This is a genomic window from Exiguobacterium artemiae 255-15 (assembly GCF_000019905.1).
GTDB lineage: Bacteria > Bacillota > Bacilli > Exiguobacteriales > Exiguobacteriaceae > Exiguobacterium_A > Exiguobacterium_A artemiae.
Genome location: NC_010556.1, coordinates 2879027 through 2901310 on the forward strand (window position 1 = coordinate 2879027; position 22284 = coordinate 2901310).

The following is a 22284-nucleotide window of genomic DNA, read 5'->3' on the forward strand; positions in this document are numbered from 1 at the left end:
ATGATTTGCTGTTTTATAGAGAACCTGCCGCAATGTAACGCGATCCCCAGTAGCCGCTCCGGAATGATTCTTTGACGACCTGTCCGTAATAGGAATTGGCATTGATCATCGTCGATCCATCAACCGCAATCCCGACATGCTGAATTCCGCTTCCGTGCGTGAAGAAGACGAGATCTCCGGCAACGGGAGCCGTTCGTTTCGTCGCGCCGTATTGTGCCGCTGCCGTCCGCGGTAACGACTTGCCTAACGCGTTGTAAACATAACGTGTGAAGCCGGAACAGTCGAAACTGACAGGCCCCGTCGCACCGAATACGTACGGACGTCCTTTTAAGCCTTCTGCGACCGATACGACGGCTGCTCCATTTTTAGTTAATCCTGTTGTCGCTTTGGCATTAAATGCTTTTGTATATGTAGCCGCTATGTACGCATTTTTTCCCGCATACCGGAGTTGATACCAATTGTTTGCTGTTTTACCGAGGACCGTTACCGTTTGCCCTAGTTTCAGTTGACCCAGTTTTTGTCCCATCGTCGTCGCTTTGGACCGGACATTCAACACATCGACCGCTACGACAACTTTTTTCGATGTACTGGCTTTCGTTTGTTGTGGAACAGCCGCGAAGCTGCTGATGAGTAATGTTGCCAATACAACGATCCGCACTAAAAATGAACTTTTCATCCGTCTGTCTCCTTTATAAATATGTTTATGCAAAAAACTAAATTATCAGATAATTACTGTTTTTATCCTATCATGCTGATTTCTTCCATCGCGTTACAGTTTATTAACAGGGTTAGTTTCCCGTAACACTTCTGTAACAAATAAAAAAACAGGTCTTGAAACGGCAGTTTAGAGCCGTTTCAAGAAACCTGTTCAAATGATTAAACCTTAAGTCTGCTTAATCCATTGACTTATTTTTCCGAAAGCGTGCAAAGAATTCGTAGACGATCGGAACAATCAGCAACGTCAAGAGTGTCGAACTCGTTAGCCCACCGATGACCGTTACCCCAAGTCCTTTCGAAATCAAGGCGCCGCCTTCAAGACCGAGTGCCAGTGGTGACAAGGCACCAATCGTCGCGAGAGCTGTCATCAAGATCGGACGAAGTCGTGTTCCTGCCGCGTCCAACAAGGCTTCCCGCGTATCGAGTCCTTCTTTTTCCTTATGAATGACACGGTCGATCAATACAATCGCGTTTGTTACGACGATTCCGATCAGCATCAATGCACCGATCAACGAAGAAACGGAAATCGTTTCGCCTGTAATCAACAGGGCAAGTAACCCGCCGATGATCGCAAACGGAAGCGAGAATAAGATGACAAGTGGTGTCAACGCGCCTCCGAATGTGACGACAAGAACCAGATAGACAATCGCGACGGCTGCTGCCATTGCAAGTCCGAGTTGCGTGAACGATTCCTGAATTTGTTCCGTCACACCGCCTGCTTTATAGGAGACACCTGTCGGAAGATTAATCTTTTTGACCGTTTTATCGATTGCTTGTGAAGCTTCTGTTGCTTTGTCTGTTTTTAATTCTGCTGTGACTGTCGCGACCAGCTTACCGTCCCGCTCACTGAGTGAATCCGGTGTCGTCCCTTTTTTGACCGAGACGAAATCCGACAGTTTCCGGACACCAAGCGGCGTCGTCACATCTGTTTTTTGTAGATCGTTGATGGAATCATATGTCGTCTGTTCGTTCGGAACGATGACATCGAGTTCCTTACCGTCTACTTTTATAGTAGAAAGTGGTTTTTCTTCACCTTGCACATTAGCAATACCTTGAGCCAATTGCGCTGTCGAGATACCGAATTCAGCGGCTTTTTGTTGGTCGACTTCAAATGTGTACTGTGTATACGACTCCTTTAAATCAGTCGTTACTTTACGCACGTATTTCGATTCGCCTTCAATCGCTTTCACGAATTCAGGTGTAATCTTTTGCAGATCCTCAATCGAATTGGCATAAACCGAATACGAGACACCGGAAGAGGCCGCTCCTCCGCTGAAGTCCTGTTCTTTCCATTCGCCGGTCGGAATCTCTTTATTCAATTGTTTGATTGCCTGTTGTTTTACATCTGCAAAATCAGCTGTATCCGGATCATACTGGGCAATGAAAACAGCTTGCTTTGTATTTCCGGGATTCAATGGATTTTCTCCACCGACTGTAAATTGAAGATTATCCATATCACGTTGCTTTTCAAAATATCCTTCTGCCAGGTCGGCAGCCTTCAATGAATCATCTAACGTTTGACCCGGTTTTGGATTATACGTCACGTAAAATGTTTTTTCACTCTCTTGATTCAAGAAGTTGACACCGATGGTCGGAACAAGCGCGAAACTGCCGATCAGCAACAGTACAGCGAGACCAAAGACGACAAATTTATGGTTCAACGACCAATTCAGTACACCACGGTACCAGTTGGCAAGTTTGCCACCGTCTTCTTTTTCCGGTTTTGGTGCCTTCCCGCGTTTAAAGAGTGAATCAGCAAACATCGGAACAACCGTTACAGCTACGATCAATGAGGCAAAGAGTGCAAAGACGACCGTCAAGGCGAACGGAAGGAACAGTTCACCAACAAATCCTGTAACGAATCCGAGCGGCAGGAAGACGGCAATCGTGACGATTGTCGATGAAGCGACCGGAATGAAGACTTCACGTGTTGCCTCAATGATGAGCGCCTTCCCTTTTAATGGTTCAGTCGGATCCGTCAATCGACGGTAAATGTTTTCAATGACGACAATCGAATCATCCACGACTCGACCAATCGCAACTGTCATCGCCCCAAGCGTCATGATGTTGAGTGAGATGTCCAACTGTTTCAAGACCAAAATCGCCATCAGCAGGGATAAGGGAATCGAAATGACTGCAATGATTGTTGATTTGAAGTTCCGTAAGAACAAGAGAATGATGACGACCGCGAACAAGGCACCAATCAATGCTTTGCTGATCATCGTCGAGACAGATTCCTCAATCGGCTTCCCTTGGTCAAGCGTGACCGATGCTTTGACGCCGTCGTTGTCTTTCTCAAAGTCTTTAATCGTCTCTTTCACCGCATTGACGACTTCGACGGTATTGGCATCCTGTGATTTCGTTACCTGGACGCCGATTGAACGTTCCCCGTTCGACCGGGAAATCGATTCTTCGATTCCTTTGTCTTCAATCTTCGCCAGTTGCGACAATTTGACGGTCGGAACCTGCGTCGGTGCTGCTGCAACCGGCGTTTGTCCTGCCGGTGCAGATGATGCAGGTGCTTGCGTCTGACCTTGTGTTGCATCTGATCCTGATGCAGGTGTTTGCGTCTGTCCTTGTCCTGCACCTGGTGTGGCTTGTGGCGTGTAAGGCAAACGGATATTTTTTAACGCGTTGACCGTCGTGGCCTTCCCATCGAGTACGACCGCCTGTTCTTTATCACCTAATTCATATAACCCGAGAGCCAAGCGGGAATCATTCGCTTGAATCAGCTGTTTGACGTTCTCTTCCGTCAATCCGTACTGTTGCAGTTTCTTCTCATCGAATCGAATCTCGATTCGGCGGATTTCCTGACCGGCGATTTGAACCGTCTGTGCTCCTTCGATTCCTTCAAGTTTCGGTTGGAGCTCGTTTTCGACCAGTTTCGTCAAATCGGATAAGGAGCGGTTTTCATCCGATACAGCAAAGCCGATGATCGGGAAGGCATCAAATGAAATACGTGAAACTTGAGGTTCCTGTGCGCCTTCCGGCAATTCCACATTAGCCAATGCTTCTTTGACTTTTTGTTCCGCTTCGTCCATGTCTGTACTGAAGCTGTAGTCGATTTGTAGATTTGAAGCATTCTGGAAAGAGGACGAGCGGACGGTTTCGACTCCGCCAAGATTCTCGACCTTACTTTCAAGTTCACGACTGACCTCATCGAGTACTTGTTCCGGTGTTGCACCCGGATAAATCGTCGTCACAGACACAGTTGGTGTCGTGATGTCGGGCAACGTCTCGAGTTTCATCGTCGTTCCGGCATAAATTCCGGCAACTGTGATGATAATCGTCAGTAACCAAAGAGCAAACTTATTATTGACTGAAAATTGAATGATACGCTTCATGGTAAAAATCCGCCTTCTCTCTCTTCTTTTTCAATTCCATCTTGTTACTTCGCTGCTTGATCAATCTTACGTGCTTGTTTTAATAAACGTTCAATCAAGGCTTGCCGTACGTCAGATGCGGGCTGACCAAACTGAAAATGTTCCGACATCTTCAATCCGTCCAGTGTAAAACGGATCATCATCGCTTCGACAGGATCTGCCTGTTCCATCAAGTGATCAAAAAATTGATGGACCTGCTTTTTTCGTTCTTCCACGAAAGCGGCATTTTCCTTTAACAGGGACAATAAAAACAATACCGTGTCAATATCGAGACAAAACTCTTCATCTCGCTGTGCCTGCAGCATGACGAAAGCTTCCATCGGACCAAACCCTTGTCCGAGATACGTCTGATACTGCTGGAACTGACGCCGTTCCTGTTCTTCGATCACACCCATCAACAATTCTTCTTTTGAAGAAAAATGATACAATAGCCCGCCTTTCGAGACATTCGCCTGTTTCGCCACTTCTTCAAGTGTCAGTTGCGGAAATCCTTGGGTCAGCATGACTTGAACGGTCGCATCCGTAATCCGACGTCGTGTTTCCAACGCTTTTGTACTGACCATAACCTTTCTCCCTTCATTTTACTGTACCGTCTGGACGGTTTCTTTTTTAAATATACGAAGTTCTGTTACGCTTTGCAAGATTAAATCCATGTTTCACGTGAAACGCTTTATTTCACTCGAAGCAACTCTATTTAAAAGCGCCCGCCGTTTCTCTTTTAATCAAGAAGCGGCGGGCGTTTCGGATGATTTTTTAATTTTTTTCGCGAGCGCTCTCCATCAAAGCCTCATACATCGCTTGTGCCAAGTCATGTTCACGCAACACACGGACTCCACGATCCGTCGGGCCACCCGGTGCTGCCACATCCTTGATCAGTTCTTCTGTCGGACGTTCTTCATGCAACAGCAGTTCCGCTGATCCTTTCATCGCCTGGGCAATGATTCTCCGGGCAGAAGAAGCATCGAAACCGGCTTTCGTCAACACAGGTGTCATCGCGCCGACGATTTCATAGAAAAATGCGGGACTGCACCCTGCTGCTGCCATCAGATACGGCATCGTCGCCGCATTCGTTTCGACCGTCTCACCCACGCGTCCAAATAATGCCGTCGCCTGTTGTCTTTTCTCGTCCGATACAAGGTCACCAAACCAAAGTCCGGTCATCCCTGTCCGAAATGCGACGGGTGTATTCGGCATCGCGCAGACGGCACCACATGAAATATGTGCTTCGATTTCTGCCGGTGTAATGTGCGCGGCGACGGACACGACCAATTGATCCGTCCTCCAAGTCTGCTGTTTGATGTAGTCGAGCACTCCGTCCGGCTGCATTGCCAAAACGACGACATCAAATTGATCCACCTGTTCCTCAGCCGTCGTCCGGACACCGTACTGCTCCGCCAGAGCAAACAGACGCGACCGGTCCGCTCGATTGGTCATCGTAATCATTTGAGGAGATATCCCGGAATCCAGCCAGCCTTTGACTAACGACTCACTCATCGAACCTGCCCCTACCATTAAAATATTCATTTCATTGCCTCCCAACAAAAAAAGGACCAATTGCTGGTCCTTCGGATTTCCTAGTCATTATACACGAACTGCCAAGTCCTCGACAGCAACGACGCGGAGTCCTTTTTCGTTTAATTTCTTGACGATTTTCTTTTTCGTCTTCTCATCACAATCCGTTGGTAATGTGATCAAGACACGGCGCATGACACTGCTTTTTGCATCCAATGTCATCAGACTCGCAACCGTTGAGTATTTGTTAATGATTTTCGCGATCTTTTCAAGCGCCCCTTTTTGTTCACTGAGGGCAACCGTCAGGACATAACTGCCTGAATCACGGTTCCACGCTTCTTCGAGCATACCCAGCATTTTTCCGTGGGGTAAAATCCCGAAAAATTGTCCATCATCGTTCAGAACAGCAATGTAAGGCAATTCTTTGATGGAGAAAAAGACTTCAAAGAAGTTACTGCCTGTGTAGATGAACTTCGTCGTGTTTTTGATCAGTGTCATAACGTTGTCGTCTAAACTTCCGCCGTTCATTCCGTGACGGTAAATATGCATTTTATAGATGTTTCCTTTGAACAACTGACCGGTTTGATCAAGAACCGGGACACAGCGGTATCCTGTCTCTTCCAGCGTCTGTAACGCTTCTCGCAGGGTAGCCGTCTCTGAAATCTTGACACACTGGTGTTTCGGAATACACAAACTTTGAACGAGCATACAAAACGTCCTCCTCTTTCCTTTACATGATTATACCTGATTTACATGGCGCTCTAACTTAATTTCTTATTCGCTTCCGCTCTTCCTTCTCCTGCTTTTCTTCTATTCCCTTACAAAGGGCAACGGAAAACACAAGTTTCCCCAAGATTAATAAGCGAATCCATCTTATTGTTTCAATTTTTAATTCTTTGTTAAATCAGCAATCCCATTAGTATTAAGATTTATTAAGATTTCGTAAAGACGGGACATAGTTGTATTCTTTTACAATAGCGTCTGATACAATCGAACTCGTGAAGTCACTTCACTATTCTATTCTTGTTCTTAATATGGAGGCAGAAGAAATGTTCAGTAAAAAACAAGATCCATTCGCGGTTAAATTATCTGAGATTGCAGGACACTTGCAACGAACGTCACAATTTTTCGTTGATTTTAAAATTAATGGTATTGCCGATGTCAAAGAATTCGCCCATAAAGTAAAAGATTTTGAAACAGCCGGTGACGATCTGATGCACCAATTGATCATCGATTTGAACAACGCGTTCATCACACCGATCGACCGTGAAGATTTATTAGCACTTGCTAATTCACTTGACGACGTCCTTGACGGTTTTGAAGAATGTTCTGCTATTTTTGAAATTTACAACATCGTCCAAGCAGACGAGCATATGATCCGTTTTGTGGATGAGATCCACATTGCCGTTAATGAGCTCGCTTTATCAATGGATTTGTTAGTCGCACGCAAACTTCAGCCGATGCGCGAACACGTCATCAAAGTAAAAGAACAAGAAACAATCTGTGACAACTTGCGTCGTAAATCAATCAAAGCATTGTTCGCAACAGAAACAGATCCAATCAAAATCATTCAATACAAAGAAATTTATGAGTCGCTCGAATCAATCGCCGATTACTGCCAAGATGCAGCAAACGTCATTGAAACGATCATCATGAAAAATGCATAAGTGAGGAGCTAACGAGATGGATAGTCTGTTTATCATCACCGCCATAATCGTCATTCTCGCACTTAGCTTCGACTTCATTAACGGTTTCCACGATACAGCGAACTCGATTGCGACTTCGGTGTCGACTCGTGCTTTGAAACCGCGTCACGCTATCATTCTTGCGGCGACGATGAATTTTTTAGGTGCAATCACGTTTACTGGCGTTGCTAAAACAATTTCCAGCGATATCGTCGATCCGTCGACGCTACAGCACGGAAGTTATGTCGTCATTGCTGCTTTACTCTCTGCTATTGCCTGGAACCTCTTGACGTGGTATTTCGGTATTCCGTCTAGTTCTTCGCATACGTTGATCGGTTCAATCGCCGGTGCAGCCGTTGCATCCGTCGGTTTTGGCGGAATTGAAGCTAAAGGGATTTTAAAAATCGTTCAGGCTCTGATCATTTCACCGATTCTTGCCTTTACGCTTGGTTTTATCGTTTATGGTATTTTCAAAGTTGTATTCAAAAAAGGGAATTTGGCGAAGACGAATCGTCGTTTCCGTCATATGCAAATCGCAACAGCTGCGCTTCAATCGTATACACACGGGACGAACGATGCGCAAAAAGCGATGGGTATCATCACACTTGCCCTCATCTCGTCCGGTTTCCAAACCGATCACGAAGTCGCACTTTGGGTTAAATTATCGTGTGCGATTGCCATGGGTCTCGGAACATCCGTCGGTGGATGGCGGATCATCAAGACGGTTGGTGGACAAATCATGAAAATCCGTCCCGTCAACGGGGTTGCGGCTGACTTGACGTCTGCTGCCATCATCTTTGGTGCGACAGCAATCCACTTACCGGTTTCAACGACACACGTCATCTCTTCTGCCATTCTCGGTGTAGGTACATCACACCGGAAAAAAGGCGTTAAATGGGGAACAGCACAACGAATGGTGATTACATGGGTCATCACATTGCCGATTTCAATGGCAGTGGCGGCGCTCATCTACTACATTCTCGATTTCTTATTCATTAAATGATTCATTCCCCATCTAGTCAGCTAGGTGGGGATTTTCTGTCTTGATTAAGCCCCTGCAGTTGTCGCTTGGACTAGAATTCGCTATGATTGATGGCAAGAAGATATGCTTATTTTATTTAGGAGGAATTCCACATGACAAAACGTAAAGCTTTAACGATTGCCGGCTCTGACACGAGTGGCGGCGCTGGTATTCAAGCTGATTTGAAGACGTTCCAGGAACTTGAAGTCTACGGGATGAACGCATTGACGGTCATCGTTGCTCAAGATCCTGATCATTCTTGGCACCATGCGGTTTATCCAATCGATGCCGAACTCGTCCGGACACAAATCCATACGGTCCTTGGAGGAATTGGTGTAGATGCGATGAAGACGGGTATGCTCCCGACTGTCGAAATCATTGAAGTCGTTGCTGAAAAAATCAAGTCATCTGGTGTCAAAAATGTCGTCATCGATCCGGTCATGGTATGTAAAGGCGAAGATGAGGTCCTGAATCCGGATACGGCGAACGCTTTACGTGATATCCTGACACCGCTCGCAACAGTCGTGACTCCTAACGTCTTTGAAGCAGGTCAATTATCGGGGCTTGGAAAAACCCCTTCGACAATCGATGAAATGAAGCTCGCAGCTGCCCGGATTCATGAAAAAGGCGCGCAATACGTCCTTGTTAAAGGCGGCAGCAAGATCGACCACCCGCAAGCAGTTGACGTGCTTTATGACGGAAAAGAGTTTATCCTAATTGAGGACGAACGTATTGAGACACCGTATACGCACGGAGCAGGATGCACCTACTCTGCCGCCATCACAGCTGAACTCGCAAAAGGAGCTTCCGTGGAACAAGCGGTCCGTACAGCGAAATCGTTTATCACTTCTGCGATTCGTCATTCATTCCGGTTGAATGAATATGTCGGCCCGACTGACCACGCTGCTCATCGAACAGTAACGTCTTGATCGTTCAGGAAGTCCGCGCAATGCTCGCGGACTTCTTTCTGTATAGGAAAGGGGATTTATCATGCAAGCACTGGATTTAACTGCTGTACAAGACTATATCGATAAGCATGCCAATACACCACTTTACGTACACGTCGAAACGACGAACGGGGCATATGCGACACACCAGGATCCGACATTCCACAGTGCCGGTATGTTTTTCCGTAATGCCGAGATTACGTATGAACGTGGACTGATCACCGGAAACGGTCCTTACCGGATTGGTCTGAAACTGGCCCACGGCTGGTTGTATGGTGAAGGATTAACTGATTATGAATTTGCAGGTGATCAACTGTTGATTGCCGGACACGACGTTGAAGGACGCCTTGCGATTGCCTTCGAACTCAGTCCGACTCCATTCGCGCAAGGCGCAGAGGAGGTAGAATAATGGCGTACAACGAACAAGATCATCTTCTCGTCATCTTCCCTCACCCGGACGATGAAGCATTCAGCTCGGCTGGAACGATTATTGAACATGCAGAGAATCGCGGACCTGTCACGTATGCCTGCCTGACACTCGGTGAAATGGGACGCAATATGGGACGTCCTGTCTTTACGAATCGTGAAGAGCTCGCGACGATCCGCAAACGTGAACTGATTGCCGCTTCGGAAAAGATGAAGATCTCCGACTTACAAATGTGGGGACTTCGCGACAAGACGGTCGAATTCGAAGACGAAGCGATGCTTGCTGAGCGGATCGGCGAATTGATTGCGAAAACACAACCGACACGTGTGATTTCGTTTTATCCCGGTTACGCCGTCCATCCGGATCACGAAGCAACAGCCCGTGCCGTCGTCCGGGCACTTCGCGCGATGGACGAAAACGAGCGGCCTGAATTTTTAGCCGTCGCTTTCGCTAACAATACGCGTGACGAACTCGGTGAAGGAACGTTTGTTCATGATGTCAGCGCTTATACCGATCAAAAAATCGCTGCCCTTCAGGCACATGCTTCCCAAACCGGCGGCCTGATGAAAGTCATCTCAGAAGACTCGAATATCCGTGATCTGCTCGTCAAAGAGCGGTATTATCATTATCCGTTATGATTTTTTCACCCTTGAGCGCACTGTCGTTCAAGGGTGTTTTTTGTCTCGTGAAATCCTTGATTGTCAGTCGACTTTTCAGCCACCTTCTGCTAGTGTGAATAGTTGAGACTGTGTCTCCGGAGTTCGTAACCTCCTCCGTCACAAAAACTAGGAATGGAAGTGTATCCAATGAAAAATGAACGTGCTCTTGTCGTCTTCAGTGGCGGTCAAGATTCGACGACCTGCCTGTTTCAGGCACTCGCCGACTATTCAGAAGTTGAAGTCGTTACCTTCAACTACGGACAACGTCATGCCGCAGAACTCGATGTCGCTCGCGAAATCACATCTGAACTCGGTGTGAAGCATCACGAACTCGATCTCTCACTCCTCAGTCAATTGACAAGCAACTCTCTGACTGACCACTCACAATCGATCACGACAAACGAAGACGGACTTCCTTCTACCTTTGTAGACGGCCGAAATCATCTGTTCCTGTCCTTCGCAGCCGTCCTCGCGAAAGGACGCGGTATCCGCCATATCATTACCGGCGTATGCGAAACAGACTTTTCCGGTTATCCCGATTGCCGTGATTCCTTCATCAAGTCACTGAATGTGACACTTAACCTCGCGATGGACTATCCATTCGTGATTCATACTCCGCTTATGTGGCTCGATAAAAAAGAGACATGGGCACTGGCTGATTCGCTCGGCGCGTTTGATTTTGTCCGCAAGCGGACATTGACGTGCTACAACGGCATCATCGGAGACGGCTGCGGCGATTGCCCGGCTTGTGAATTACGGAAAAAAGGCTTAGATGCCTACATCGAGGAGGTCCAACACACATGAAATTCAATTATGAAGCACCCGAAACTGTCGAGCGCCCGACCGGTGACTCGCTTATTTATACAAAATCACGTGTCATGATCGTTAAAAAATTGACGTTTGACGCAGCGCATCACCTGTATGACTATGACGGCAAATGCCGTGCTCTGCACGGGCATACGTATCACGTGGATCTCGGCATCAGCGGATTCCTTGATCATCGCGGAATGACACTCGACTTTGGTGATTTGAAGAAAATTTTCAAAGAGCATCTCGAACCGTTGCTCGACCACCGGTACTTGAACGAGTCTCTTCCCTACATGAATACAACGGCTGAAAACATGTCGGCCTGGATTTTTGAGACACTCGGCAAACACCTGCCGGACGAACGGGGTCTCCGTGTCGAGTTCGTCAAACTGTATGAAACACCGACGGCATTTGCAGAAGTCCGCCGGGAATGGATGCTTGAGTCATGAGTCAACTGAAGAAAACACCGAAGATTCCTGTACTTGAAATCTTCGGTCCGACCTTCCAAGGCGAAGGACGTTCAATCGGTCAAAAAACGATGTTCGTCCGGACCGGCGGCTGCGATTATTCCTGCGCCTGGTGTGACTCGGCATTTACTTGGGACGGATCGGAGAAGCCGGATTTACTGACAGCAGATGAAATCCTGGCACAACTCGATGCCCTTGGCTCATACGGACATGTCACGATTTCCGGTGGTAATCCATTGTTGCACGCCTCGATCGGAACCCTCGTCGATGCGCTGAAGAGCCGCGGCATCACGATGTCGGTCGAAACACAAGGTTCTTACTGGCAGAACTGGGTTCTTGATATTGAAGACGTCACCATCAGTCCGAAACCACCGTCGAGTGGTATGACGGTTGATTACGACCGTCTTGATGTCTTTTTCAAACGATTACCTGAGCAGCAACGGGCTGTGAAGATCGTCATCTTTGATGAGGCCGATCTTGATTTTGCGGCTGCCATCTCTGACCGGTATGCCTTAAAAACGCTTTACCTGTCACTCGGTAATCCGGATCCCGCGGAAGAAGGCACGATTGCTCCGCGGATGTTATCTGATTTAAAAACTTTATGGGAACGCGTTGCAGCTGACGAACGATTTAATCACGCACGTGTCCTTCCACAACTACATGCCCTCGTTTTCGCAAACGACCGCGGCGTTTAAGGAGATTAATTATGCGTCCAGAAGATTTAAACGATTTGTCCTTACTTGGTCAAAAGTCTGTTCCTTATATTTTTGAATATCAACCGGAAGTGCTCGAAGCCTTCCCGAACCGTCATCCGGAAAATGATTACTTTGTTAAATTCAATGCCCCTGAATTTACAAGTCTTTGCCCGATTACGAATCAACCGGATTTTGCGACGATCTATATCTCGTATATCCCGGATGAAAAATTAGTCGAATCCAAATCATTAAAACTCTACTTGTTCAGTTTCCGCAATCACGGTGACTTCCATGAAAACTGTATCAATGTCATCGGGAAAGATCTCGTCAAACTGATGGAACCCCGTTACCTTGAAGTATGGGGAAAATTCACGCCACGCGGCGGAATTTCGATCGACCCGTACTACAATTACGGTAAACCGGGAACGAAATATGAACAGATGGCCGAACACCGTCTCTTCAATCATGATTTATATCCAGAAACAATCGATAACCGGTAATACCAAAAATCCTCTTCCACTTGTCGGTGAAAGAGGATTTTCCCGTTGTTAACTGGATGGTAAATCGATGATTTTTTGATCTTCTTCTTGTTGAAAAATCATTTGCGCCGGCCAAATGTCACGTAGTAAATGTTCGTACGGAACACCTAGAACCCTTGCCATCCGTTCAATCATCGAAAAGGACGGATGAGCCAGGCTTCGTTCAATCCGATTCATCATTTCCGGTGTCGTTTCCGTCAGTTCAGCAAGCTGTTCCAGCTCCATGCCTTGCCGGTTCCGTAACGTTCGAATTCGTTCCCCATAGTTTGTCAGAGGACTGATCGATTCACTCATGATTTCGTCTCCTTTTTCCAAGCACCTGACGCTCCGCTTTCATTCCTGTTAACTTATTCCCGATTTTCATTTTTCAACACTCCTTCTATTCATAATATTCATTATCTAAAATATAATTTCAAAAAAATCATAAAAAAGAACTAGCTTTTTAAAAAGTTATCGCTTACAATTCTAGGTGCAAGCGGTTGCATTAATCGCTTACATTTTTTGCACTAATTACACAGATAACAGATACATAGAGGAGTGAGACCACATGAAAAACAAGATTTCATTTGATTTCTGGCAAAAGCTAGGAAAAGCGTTAATGGTAGTCATCGCAGTCATGCCAGCTGCCGGAATCATGATCTCGATCGGGAAGTTGATTGGGATGTACGGTGGTGACATCGTATTTATGCAAACGGTTGCAAGAATCGTTGAAGATTTAGGTTGGGCCATCATTACTAATCTCCACGTCCTGTTCGCCGTTGCGATCGGTGGATCGTGGGCAAAAGAACGGGCCGGCGGCGCATTCGCCGCATTGCTTGCGTTTATTTTGGTCAACCGCGTTACAGGTGCCATCTTCGGTGTCAATTCGGCGATGCTGGCAGATCCAAAAGCAACTGTCACATCTTTACTTGGTTCTGATTTAATCGTGAAAGATTATTTCACTTCTGTCCTTGGTGCTCCGGCACTCAACATGGGCGTATTCGTCGGAATTATTTCCGGTTTCCTCGGAGCCGTACTCTTCAATAAATTTTATAACTTCAGCAAGCTGCCTGATGCACTTGCGTTCTTCAACGGTAAACGATTTGTGCCATTCGTCGTCATCGGTGGATCCGTCGTTGCCGCGTTCGTTTTATCACTCGTTTGGCCGTTCGTTCAAGGATTACTCAATGACTTCGGACGCTGGATCGCGACGTCACGCGATACGGCACCGATCCTTGCTCCGTTTGTCTACGGAACACTGGAACGTCTGCTCTTACCGTTTGGTCTTCACCACATGCTGACGGTTCCGATGAACTACACGGAGCTCGGAGGAACGTATAAGATTTTAACAGGTGCGGCCCAAGGTTCGACCGTCGCAGGTCAAGACCCGTTATGGCTCGCTTGGATTACCGATCTCGTCAACTTAAAACAAGCAGGTAATACCCAAGGATACAACGATTTAATCAACAATGTCGTCCCGGCACGTTTCAAAGAAGGACAAGTTGTCACTTCTCTTGCTTCTTTAATCGGTGTCGCGGTTGCCATGTACATGTCGGTTGACGAAGACAAAAAGAAAGCGTACAAACCGGTCTTCTTATCTGCTGGTCTTGCCGTCTTCTTAACAGGAGTCACAGAGCCGATCGAATTCATGTTCATGTTCATCGCACCTGTACTTTACGTCATCTATGCCGTCTTAACAGGTGTCGCCTTTGCTTTGGCTGACGTCATGCATCTTCGGATTCATGCGTTCGGCGCCATTGAATTGCTGACACGGATTCCGCTGATTGCCAAAGCAGGACTGATTGGTGATTTAATCCGCTTCATCGGTGTCTGTGTCTTCTTCTTCTTCTTGAACTTCTTTACATTCCGTTTCGTCATTAAAAAGTTCAACTATGCGACACCAGGCCGTAACGGAAACTACTTGGATGATGTCGTCGTTTCGGACAATGCTCAAGCTTCGAATGAAGCGGCTGCAACAACCGATCAATCACAGGCATCACGGATTATTGGATTACTCGGCGGTCAATCGAACATCGAGGAAGTCGATGCCTGCATGACACGGTTACGTGTCACGGTCAAAGATCCAAGCCTCGTTGCCCCAGAATCGGATTGGAAATCCAACGGTGCACTCGGATTAATCCTAAAAAATAATGGCGTGCAAGCCATTTACGGTCCTAAAGCAGATGTCTTAAAATCAGATATCCAAGATCGAATCGGCGCATAAACCAGATGATTTAGGGTAAATAAGAAAAGGTGAAGCTCTTGTTGAGTTTCACCTTTCTTTATTGAAAAACAGGAGGATCAACCCATGCGATTACTCACATTAAACTGCCACTCTTGGCAAGAAACTGATCAACTCGAGAAACTTGATCAAATCGTTACGCAAATCATTCAACAGGATTATGATGTCATCGCCTTACAGGAAGTCAGTCAACTGATGGACACGCCTGTTCTGTATAACAACATCCGTGAAGATAATTTTGTCTATCTGATTCAACAAGCTTTGGCTAAACAAGGTTTCGATTATTCGTTTGTCTGGGACTTCTCGCATATCGGATATGATGCGTATGAAGAAGGTCTTGCCCTCTTGACGAAACATCCTATTTTAAAGTCGGACAGTTATTACATCAGCCGCAGTCAGGATACGATGGACTGGAAGTCCCGCAAAATCGTCCGGGCGACGATTGACCTCGACGGGACACCAATCACCTTTAATTCCTGCCATCTCGGCTGGTGGGAAGATGCGGATGAGCCGTTCAGCGAACAGTTCAACAATCTGATTGCCCGCATGGATCCTTTGGAATGGACGATGTTCATGGGAGACTTCAACAATGATGCATTGGAACGTGAGACCGGTTATGACTATATGATGCAACGCGGCCTTCATGATGTCTTTTTGCTGGCGCAGGAAACCGTCGGCATCGAGACGGTCGAAGGAAAAATCGATGGTTGGGAAGAAAATCAAAAAGGATTACGTCTCGACTTGGTCTTATCGAATCGAAAAATTGATGTCGATCGTGTCGGAGTCGTCTTTGACGGTGTTTTCGCACCGGTCGTTTCGGACCACTTCGGAGTCGAAGTCGATATCTCGATTCAAAAAGAACCCATTTAACGGTTGACAACGCTTTCTTTTCTTTTTATGATGAGAACAACAAGTCAATAGTGCGGATTGTGACAGTACGGCTGGCAAGACCGATTCAGCATCTCGTTCGTGGAGATGCTGTTCGGTCTTGCCTTTTTTTGTGCCTTGTTTGCCGCACGCCTTTCCTAAAGGAGGAACTCAAGATGGATTACAAACAAACTGCAGCCCGTGTCCTTGAACTCGTCGGAGGTCGGGAAAACATCATTACCGCCGCCCATTGCGCGACACGCCTTCGTCTTGTCTTACACGATGAATCGAAAGTCGATCAAGCTGCACTCGAAGATTTAGACGGTGTCAGCGGTGCATTTTCAAGTTCCGGTCAATACCAAATCATCTTCGGAACAGGCACAGTCAACAAAGTCTTCGCTGAATTCGCCCCGCTTGCCGGTGTGAAACTGGACGGTGAAGAACCGCTTGATGTCAAAAAAGCCGCTTCGCAAAAATTAAATCCGTTTGCCCGTCTCGCCCGCTCGTTATCCAACGTCTTCGTACCGTTGATTCCGGCCATCGTCGCTGCCGGTCTGTTAATGGGACTGCTCGGCATGATTAAAGCCTTCGGTTGGGTCAGTGGTGACTCGGCCATCGTTCAGTTGCTCGATATGTTCTCGTCCTCTGCCTTCATCATCTTACCGATTCTGATTGGTTTCTCGGCGGCCCGTGAATTCGGAGCGAATCCGTATCTCGGTGCCGTCATCGGCGGCATCATGACCCATCCGTCGTTGTTGAATCCGTGGACACTCGGAAACAGCGAACCGGAAGTGATGCATTTCCTCGGCATGAACATTGAATTGATCGGCTATCAAGGAACAGTTTTCCCGGTCCTTCTGACAGTTTGGGTCATGGCTAAAATCGAACAGCAGGTCCGTAAACGGACACCGGAAACACTCGATCTTCTCGTCACACCGTTCGTAACGATCCTCGTAACGGGATTCCTCGCCCTGATCGTCATCGGCCCGATCGGAACGTTGCTCGGAAAAGGGATCTCGTTTGTTCTCGTCTTCTTCTATGAGCAATTCTCGGTCGTCGCCGGCCTTCTGTTCGGCGGTCTGTACTCGACGATCGTCATTACAGGGATGCACCACAGTTTCCATGCGATTGAAGCAGGACTCCTTGCCGACAAGAGTATCGGCAAAAACTTCCTGCTCCCGATCTGGTCGATGGCGAACGTCGCTCAAGGCGGAGCTGGCCTTGCGGTTTACTTCATGACGAAAAACGTTAAACTCAAAGCACTCGCTCTTCCGTCCGCTTTTTCGGCGTTTCTCGGAATCACGGAACCGGTCATCTACGGGGTCAACCTCCGACTCGGTAAACCGTTTATCGGTGGCGCAATCGGCGGTGCAATCGGCGGTGGATACGTCGTCTTAACGCAAGTCGCAGCGAATGCTTACGGATTGACGGGTATCCCGATGATCGCCATCGTCGCACCGCTTGGCGCTTCGAATTTAATCAACTACCTCGTTGGTTTTGCGATTGCTGTCGCAACAGCCTTCGTTTCTACCGTCATCTTGATGCGTCTCGATGTACGCAAACAAAAACAGACGGATTTGGCTGCTTAATTAAAAAATGCGACCCCTTGAGAATCCTCTTCGGGTCGCATTTGTCAGTTTTCCTAGATTGCCGATAACCCGTATAATAGAAGTAGAAAGGAGGTAGTCAGACTGATCATTCATAAAGTACTCAATAACAACGCGATCGTCACAAAAGAACAAGGTCAGGAACGGATCATCATGGGACCGGGCATTGCTTTCGGCAAGAAAAAGAAGGATCCCGTTGATCCGACGAAAATCGAAAAAATGTTCATCCCGTCTTTTGAGAATGCTGAACAGTTCAAGGAAATCCTGACGACGACACCACTCGATATCATCGATTTGTCGGAACAGATCATTTCTTATGCCGAAGGCGAACTGAAAACACCTTTTCATGACTACATTCATGTCAGTCTGACCGATCACCTCGCCCACGCCGTCCGGCTGGCCCGGGAACAACTGGTCGTCCACAACCGGTTGGCGGAAGAAATCCGATTGCTGTATACTGCCGAATATCAGATCGGCGAATGGGCCGTCGCCCATATCGAACAAAAGTTAGCTGTTTCCTTACCAAAAGAAGAGGCTGCGAATATCGCCCTTCACCTGTACAATGCGCGGCAACGGCATCCCAACATGGCAACCGCCCTCCAAACGGCGACGTTACTAAACGAGTTGCGGGAACAAATCGAAGCCTTTTTCGGTCAGACGATCGAAACGACGTCGATGACCTATTACCGGTTCTTCACCCATATGAAACTCGTTTTAGCCCGGATCGAACAAGGGCAAACGTTGCATGATATGGATAATGTCATCTTGTCTGCCGTCAAAACGCGGTATACGGACGCTTTCCGCTGTGCGGAAAATATGGCTGCTTGGTTGGAACAGGAACTGCAGACGACTGTGCCGCAATCCGAAGTCGGCTATATGGCCCTTCATGTAGAACGGATCCGGCCAGATTTTGAAAGGAGTAAATCAACATGAAAATTTATAGTCTTGGTGAAGCACTGATTGATTTAATTCCACTCGATGCCGATAATGTAACATTCCAAAAAAATCCGGGTGGTGCTCCGGCCAATGTCGCCGTCGGATTAGCACGGCTCGGTGCCGACAGTTATTTCCTCGGTTCCGTCGGTGATGATTCGATGGGACACTTTTTGAAAGATACACTCCACCATTACGGGGTGAAGACGGATCATCTCGTCTTTGATCCAGAGCATAAAACCGGTCTTGTCCTTGTCACGAATGCCGCCGACGGTGAACGGTCGTTTGAATTCATCAACAGTTACCGGGCGGATATGAGTTTTCATGAAAAAGACATTCCAGATTCCCTTGCAGAAGCGGATCTTTTGCACATCGGATCGATTTCCTTGATTTCCGGAGATGCGGTCGAAGCAACACGGCGGGCGATTGAAGTCGCAAAGTCGAATAATGTGCCCATCTCTTACGATCCAAACTTACGTGAATCGTTATGGTCGGACTTGGACGCCGCCCGTTCCACGATTCGTTCCGTCTTACCGGATGCTCAAATCGTGAAATTGGCGGAGGAGGAACTGACCTTTTTAACGGGACAGACGAATCTGGATGAAGGGGCTGCCGAGCTGCTCGCAGAATATCCGATCCGTTTGCTCGCTGTAACACGTGGCGCAGAAGGTTCTCTGCTTTATACCGACCGCTCGATGGCTGAAATCCAAGCGATTTCGGTAGATGCAATCGATACGACGGGAGCAGGCGACGCCTTCATGTCCGGTCTCTTGCATCAATGCGCGATCCGCTCGTTTTCGTTTGACTGGGATGAAACAGAATTACAGGATATCGGTCGATTTGCCGCGATTTCCGGCGGATTGGCTGCCTCGGTGAAAGGCGCGATGGCCGCCTTACCGACGCTTGACGAGGTCTCCCGAAGATTAACATAACCGTGATACAAGCAGAGGAAACACGATATTTCACACAACATCAAGCCCGCTCCCCTGTCCGGTCAGACAGAAGAGCGGGCTTTTGTTATTGTCCAGATACAAATTTCTGAATTACCTTCAACGTTTCATCCTGTTGTGCTTTTGACGTCAACGGACTGTTGTTGTCTCCTTTTTGTTTTCAATACATCCCGAAGTTTGCATGGTTCCCCTCTTTTATCAGATGAAAGACCGCATCGGAGCGGACATCCTGTTTGCTGTCCTCAATATCCTTGACCGGTAACACCCCATCCCGTCCACCGTAAACGGTTAGCGATGGGGTATTGATGGCATCAATCGGATAAGAAGCCAAAAAAATCATGCCTTTGATTTTCGGACTGTCTTCCAAAATCGTTGAGGCTGCGCTTCCGCCTAACGAATGTCCGATCAAATACCAACGTTTGATTTTCGGATGATCTTCGATGATCGATAATCCTTTTTTAGAGTCAAGCAGCGCAATATTAAAAGGTAATTTCGGAAGCGCTACGTAATATCCTTCTTTCGCTAATTGATGACCGAGATAACTGTACGCGGCAGGATCCACTTTTGCACCTTGATAAAAAATGAACCCTGTTTCACTTGTGTCATCTCCGAATTGATAGCCTTGACCGACCGGTTCACCAAGGTATTGCTGCGCTTCTTTTGTCGGCATGTAATCAAACTGAGCCCAAATCATGAATGCCGCTACTAAGATACCAACTATGATCAGCAAACTGACACTGATGCGTTTTAACCATTTTTTCATGTTCATCCCTCCTCTTTTAGGATACCCATTATAATGTGCTAAATCACATATGAAAACATTGTTTAGAATTTTCAGTTAATGTAAGCATATCTATCTCTTTTTCAATATTTGGTTTAAGATGAAAAAAGCATCCGTTATTCGAAAGGGGAATCATTTGTTTTGCCACGTACTGTTGTTTCCACGATTCAGTGGTTTTTGTTTATTATCTGTACTAACATTGCCCCACCACTCGCGATTGCCGCCTCATTTGAACTATCAAGTGCAGATACCCTCGCTTTCCTCTCTCGTTGTTTATTTGTTTTTGCGATTTTGAGTCTGGTTCAGGTTTTATTCGGTCATCGTCTGCCGATCATGGAAGGTCCTGCCGGTATTTGGTGGGGAGTATTCGCGCTTTATTCTTCCATCGGGATCACATTGTACGGCAGTTACTCCAATACGTTACAGTCTCTTGGTTTTCTCCTGATCCTAAGCGGGATTATCTGTATCATCTTGACCCTGACCGGGGTACTTCGCCGCCTCGTTCCTTTGTTCACACCACAGGTCATCGGTGTTTATATGTTACTGTTATCGGCTCAATTATCCGGTTCGGTCATGAAAGGACTGCTGAATATTGAAGATGGAAAGATTCAGGTGCTTCCTGCCGTCATTTCTGTCTTAACTGTCATCATCTCACTCTACTTGGAACGCAGCGACCGGTTACGGCAGTATGCTTTATTGATTACCCTGCTCGTCGGTTGGAGTATGTTTGCTTTGATCGGGCGTGCCGAGATGCCGGCGTTTGACGGTCCATTCTTTACCTTCCCTGATTTGATGCCGTTCGGTGGCATTCAGCTCGATTGGAGTTTACTTCCGACAGCACTTATCATCTCGTTATTACTGATGACAAACGTCTTGGCGAACATCAAAGTCATTGAACGAATCATCAGCGCAAAACGTGGAGAGAAGGTCAAAGGACAAGTTGCGACTGCCGGTGTGACTGCCGGAATCGGACAAATCTTCGCAGGAATGTTCGGAACAGTCGGTCCTGTTGCGATTTCCGGGACAGCCGGTTTCATCGCCTCGACGGATAATACGGACCGGAAAGCCTTTGCGATCGCTAACGTTGTTTGTCTGTTCCTCAGCGTGGTCACGCCGTTCGTCGGACTGATTGCCAAGATCCCGGTCGCTGTCGGATACGCGATGGTCGCTCCGATCGTTGCCGGTATGGCCATCATCGGTGTGACGGAAGCTTCGCGGGAGTTGAACCGTCAGACCGCGATGATTACGGTCGGACTGCCGGTTCTCGTCGGAATCGGTGCCCTGCTCCTTCCGAAAGGCGCCACTTCCGATTTACCTCCGCTCGTCACGACATTGATGTCGAACGGTCTCGTACTCGGAACACTCGTCGCCCTGCTCGCAGAATCTTTACGCCATATTCGGACGAATGATTGAATTGAAAAAAAACCCTTAAATGTTATATTGAAACAGTTAGAAATAAACATTTGGAGGTTTATGATGAAGAAATTCACAAAAATTTTAGGTGCAACTTTACTTTTATCAACTTCCCTTTCACTAATAAGCCCTAAAGATACCCAGGCCTTAAGTGGAAATGAAGGTACTTATTTCTATTATACTCCTGCAGCATCTCCTGTTTATAAATCAAAAAGTTATGGTGCATGGAAAGCAGAATCCAAGACAATGCACGGTCCACAAAAAATGAGTATATCCGAGAAAGTAAAAACTAGCTGGAGTGTTACTGGAGCAGGTGAAATTTCAAGGGGTTCTATTAAGGGGTCTTTAGAAGGGTTCTTCGGTAAAGATAAAACTATAACGGTGAAGTCTGAAGAATACATTCCAAAAGGTAAAAAAGGTACTTTTAAGACGCGTGTTGTGTACAAAAACTATACACAGAAATACAATCAATGGTTTACCACAGATGGTCATCGTAGCAAAACAGGCAAAACAAAAACAATTAAAATCAAGAAAAAATATAATGTAGAAGGTAAAATCAGTATTACGAAATAACAGTTTACACAGAAAACTTATAAAACAACTCCAGTATGAATATGGAGTTGTTTTTTTATCTATTTTGGAAGTAAACTATT

At 46.8% G+C, this 22284-nt stretch carries 23 protein-coding genes; 16 read left to right on the plus strand and 7 right to left on the minus strand.

Features of this window, described 5'->3' with window-relative positions:
• Positions 1 to 13 precede the first annotated feature (13 nt).
• The 5 genes from EXIG_RS14745 to cbpA form a co-directional block, all read right to left on the minus strand.
• Positions 14 to 676 (minus strand): C40 family peptidase, encoded by a 663-nt coding sequence (locus EXIG_RS14745; protein ID WP_012371757.1) that lies wholly within the window; start codon positions 674 to 676, stop codon positions 14 to 16.
• Positions 677 to 893: 217 nt separating this feature from the next.
• Positions 894 to 4061 (minus strand): efflux RND transporter permease subunit, encoded by a 3168-nt coding sequence (locus EXIG_RS14750; RefSeq protein WP_012371758.1) that lies wholly within the window; start codon positions 4059 to 4061, stop codon positions 894 to 896.
• Positions 4062 to 4105: 44 nt separating this feature from the next.
• On the minus strand, positions 4106 to 4663 hold the full coding sequence (locus EXIG_RS14755; RefSeq protein WP_012371759.1) for a TetR/AcrR family transcriptional regulator: 558 nt from the start codon (positions 4661 to 4663) through the stop codon (positions 4106 to 4108).
• A gap of 190 nt (positions 4664 to 4853) precedes the next feature.
• Complete coding sequence (locus tag EXIG_RS14760) at positions 4854 to 5624, minus strand: pyrroline-5-carboxylate reductase family protein (protein ID WP_012371760.1); 771 nt, start codon at positions 5622 to 5624, stop codon at positions 4854 to 4856.
• Positions 5625 to 5681: 57 nt separating this feature from the next.
• Positions 5682 to 6320 carry a cyclic di-AMP binding protein CbpA gene (gene cbpA, locus EXIG_RS14765; protein WP_012371761.1) on the minus strand — a complete coding sequence of 213 codons (639 nt, stop codon included), beginning with the start codon at positions 6318 to 6320 and terminating at the stop codon, positions 5682 to 5684.
• 341 nt (positions 6321 to 6661) lie between these two features.
• Here cbpA and EXIG_RS14770 point away from each other — a divergent pair, with 341 nt between their 5' ends.
• From EXIG_RS14770 to queF, 9 genes are all read left to right on the plus strand, one after another.
• The gene (locus EXIG_RS14770) at positions 6662 to 7279 is read left to right on the plus strand and encodes a DUF47 domain-containing protein (RefSeq protein ID WP_012371762.1); all 618 of its coding nucleotides are present in this window, start codon (positions 6662 to 6664) and stop codon (positions 7277 to 7279) included.
• 16 nt (positions 7280 to 7295) lie between these two features.
• Positions 7296 to 8300: an inorganic phosphate transporter gene (locus tag EXIG_RS14775; protein WP_012371763.1), complete on the plus strand. Its 1005-nt coding sequence runs from the start codon at positions 7296 to 7298 to the stop codon at positions 8298 to 8300.
• Positions 8301 to 8431: 131 nt separating this feature from the next.
• The gene (locus tag EXIG_RS14780) at positions 8432 to 9247 is read left to right on the plus strand and encodes a bifunctional hydroxymethylpyrimidine kinase/phosphomethylpyrimidine kinase (protein WP_012371764.1); all 816 of its coding nucleotides are present in this window, start codon (positions 8432 to 8434) and stop codon (positions 9245 to 9247) included.
• 61 nt (positions 9248 to 9308) lie between these two features.
• Entirely contained in the window at positions 9309 to 9674 is a 366-nt protein-coding gene (locus EXIG_RS14785; protein WP_012371765.1) for a YojF family protein, read from the plus strand.
• The gene (gene bshB2, locus EXIG_RS14790) at positions 9674 to 10330 is read left to right on the plus strand and encodes a bacillithiol biosynthesis deacetylase BshB2 (RefSeq protein WP_012371766.1); all 657 of its coding nucleotides are present in this window, start codon (positions 9674 to 9676) and stop codon (positions 10328 to 10330) included. Before EXIG_RS14785 ends, bshB2 begins: the two co-directional genes overlap by 1 nt.
• A 168-nt stretch (positions 10331 to 10498) precedes the next feature.
• Positions 10499 to 11155 (plus strand): 7-cyano-7-deazaguanine synthase QueC, encoded by a 657-nt coding sequence (gene queC, locus EXIG_RS14795; RefSeq protein WP_012371767.1) that lies wholly within the window; start codon positions 10499 to 10501, stop codon positions 11153 to 11155.
• The gene (queD, locus tag EXIG_RS14800) at positions 11152 to 11607 is read left to right on the plus strand and encodes a 6-carboxytetrahydropterin synthase QueD (RefSeq protein ID WP_012371768.1); all 456 of its coding nucleotides are present in this window, start codon (positions 11152 to 11154) and stop codon (positions 11605 to 11607) included. Before queC ends, queD begins: the two co-directional genes overlap by 4 nt.
• Complete coding sequence (queE, locus tag EXIG_RS14805; RefSeq protein ID WP_012371769.1) at positions 11604 to 12320, plus strand: 7-carboxy-7-deazaguanine synthase QueE; 717 nt, start codon at positions 11604 to 11606, stop codon at positions 12318 to 12320. Before queD ends, queE begins: the two co-directional genes overlap by 4 nt.
• A gap of 11 nt (positions 12321 to 12331) precedes the next feature.
• Positions 12332 to 12820, plus strand: coding sequence for a preQ(1) synthase (queF, locus tag EXIG_RS14810; protein WP_012371770.1), 489 nt, complete (start codon positions 12332 to 12334; stop codon positions 12818 to 12820).
• 48 nt (positions 12821 to 12868) lie between these two features.
• Here queF and EXIG_RS14815 read toward each other — a convergent pair whose 3' ends face one another.
• A complete protein-coding gene (locus tag EXIG_RS14815; protein WP_012371771.1) occupies positions 12869 to 13153 on the minus strand; it encodes a helix-turn-helix domain-containing protein in 285 nt (94 codons plus the stop codon).
• A 253-nt stretch (positions 13154 to 13406) separates the two neighbouring features.
• Between EXIG_RS14815 and EXIG_RS14820 the strand changes: the two genes are divergently transcribed.
• From EXIG_RS14820 to EXIG_RS14840, 5 genes are all read left to right on the plus strand, one after another.
• Positions 13407 to 15062 carry a PTS transporter subunit IIBC gene (locus EXIG_RS14820; RefSeq protein ID WP_012371772.1) on the plus strand — a complete coding sequence of 552 codons (1656 nt, stop codon included), beginning with the start codon at positions 13407 to 13409 and terminating at the stop codon, positions 15060 to 15062.
• Positions 15063 to 15146: 84 nt separating this feature from the next.
• Positions 15147 to 15950: an endonuclease/exonuclease/phosphatase family protein gene (locus EXIG_RS14825; RefSeq protein ID WP_012371773.1), complete on the plus strand. Its 804-nt coding sequence runs from the start codon at positions 15147 to 15149 to the stop codon at positions 15948 to 15950.
• A gap of 173 nt (positions 15951 to 16123) precedes the next feature.
• The gene (locus EXIG_RS14830) at positions 16124 to 17536 is read left to right on the plus strand and encodes a sucrose-specific PTS transporter subunit IIBC (RefSeq protein WP_012371774.1); all 1413 of its coding nucleotides are present in this window, start codon (positions 16124 to 16126) and stop codon (positions 17534 to 17536) included.
• Between the two features lie 108 nt (positions 17537 to 17644).
• Positions 17645 to 18487: a PRD domain-containing protein gene (locus EXIG_RS14835; RefSeq protein WP_268741718.1), complete on the plus strand. Its 843-nt coding sequence runs from the start codon at positions 17645 to 17647 to the stop codon at positions 18485 to 18487.
• The gene (locus EXIG_RS14840; protein ID WP_012371776.1) at positions 18484 to 19419 is read left to right on the plus strand and encodes a carbohydrate kinase family protein; all 936 of its coding nucleotides are present in this window, start codon (positions 18484 to 18486) and stop codon (positions 19417 to 19419) included. The genes EXIG_RS14835 and EXIG_RS14840 overlap by 4 nt, the downstream gene beginning before the upstream one ends.
• A 178-nt stretch (positions 19420 to 19597) precedes the next feature.
• Here EXIG_RS14840 and EXIG_RS14845 read toward each other — a convergent pair whose 3' ends face one another.
• The gene (locus EXIG_RS14845; RefSeq protein WP_012371777.1) at positions 19598 to 20200 is read right to left on the minus strand and encodes an alpha/beta hydrolase; all 603 of its coding nucleotides are present in this window, start codon (positions 20198 to 20200) and stop codon (positions 19598 to 19600) included.
• A 159-nt stretch (positions 20201 to 20359) separates the two neighbouring features.
• Here EXIG_RS14845 and EXIG_RS14850 point away from each other — a divergent pair, with 159 nt between their 5' ends.
• The gene (locus EXIG_RS14850; RefSeq protein ID WP_012371778.1) at positions 20360 to 21631 is read left to right on the plus strand and encodes a purine/pyrimidine permease; all 1272 of its coding nucleotides are present in this window, start codon (positions 20360 to 20362) and stop codon (positions 21629 to 21631) included.
• Positions 21632 to 21694: 63 nt separating this feature from the next.
• Complete coding sequence (locus tag EXIG_RS14855; protein WP_012371779.1) at positions 21695 to 22204, plus strand: hypothetical protein; 510 nt, start codon at positions 21695 to 21697, stop codon at positions 22202 to 22204.
• The last annotated feature ends 80 nt before the right edge of the window (positions 22205 to 22284 follow it).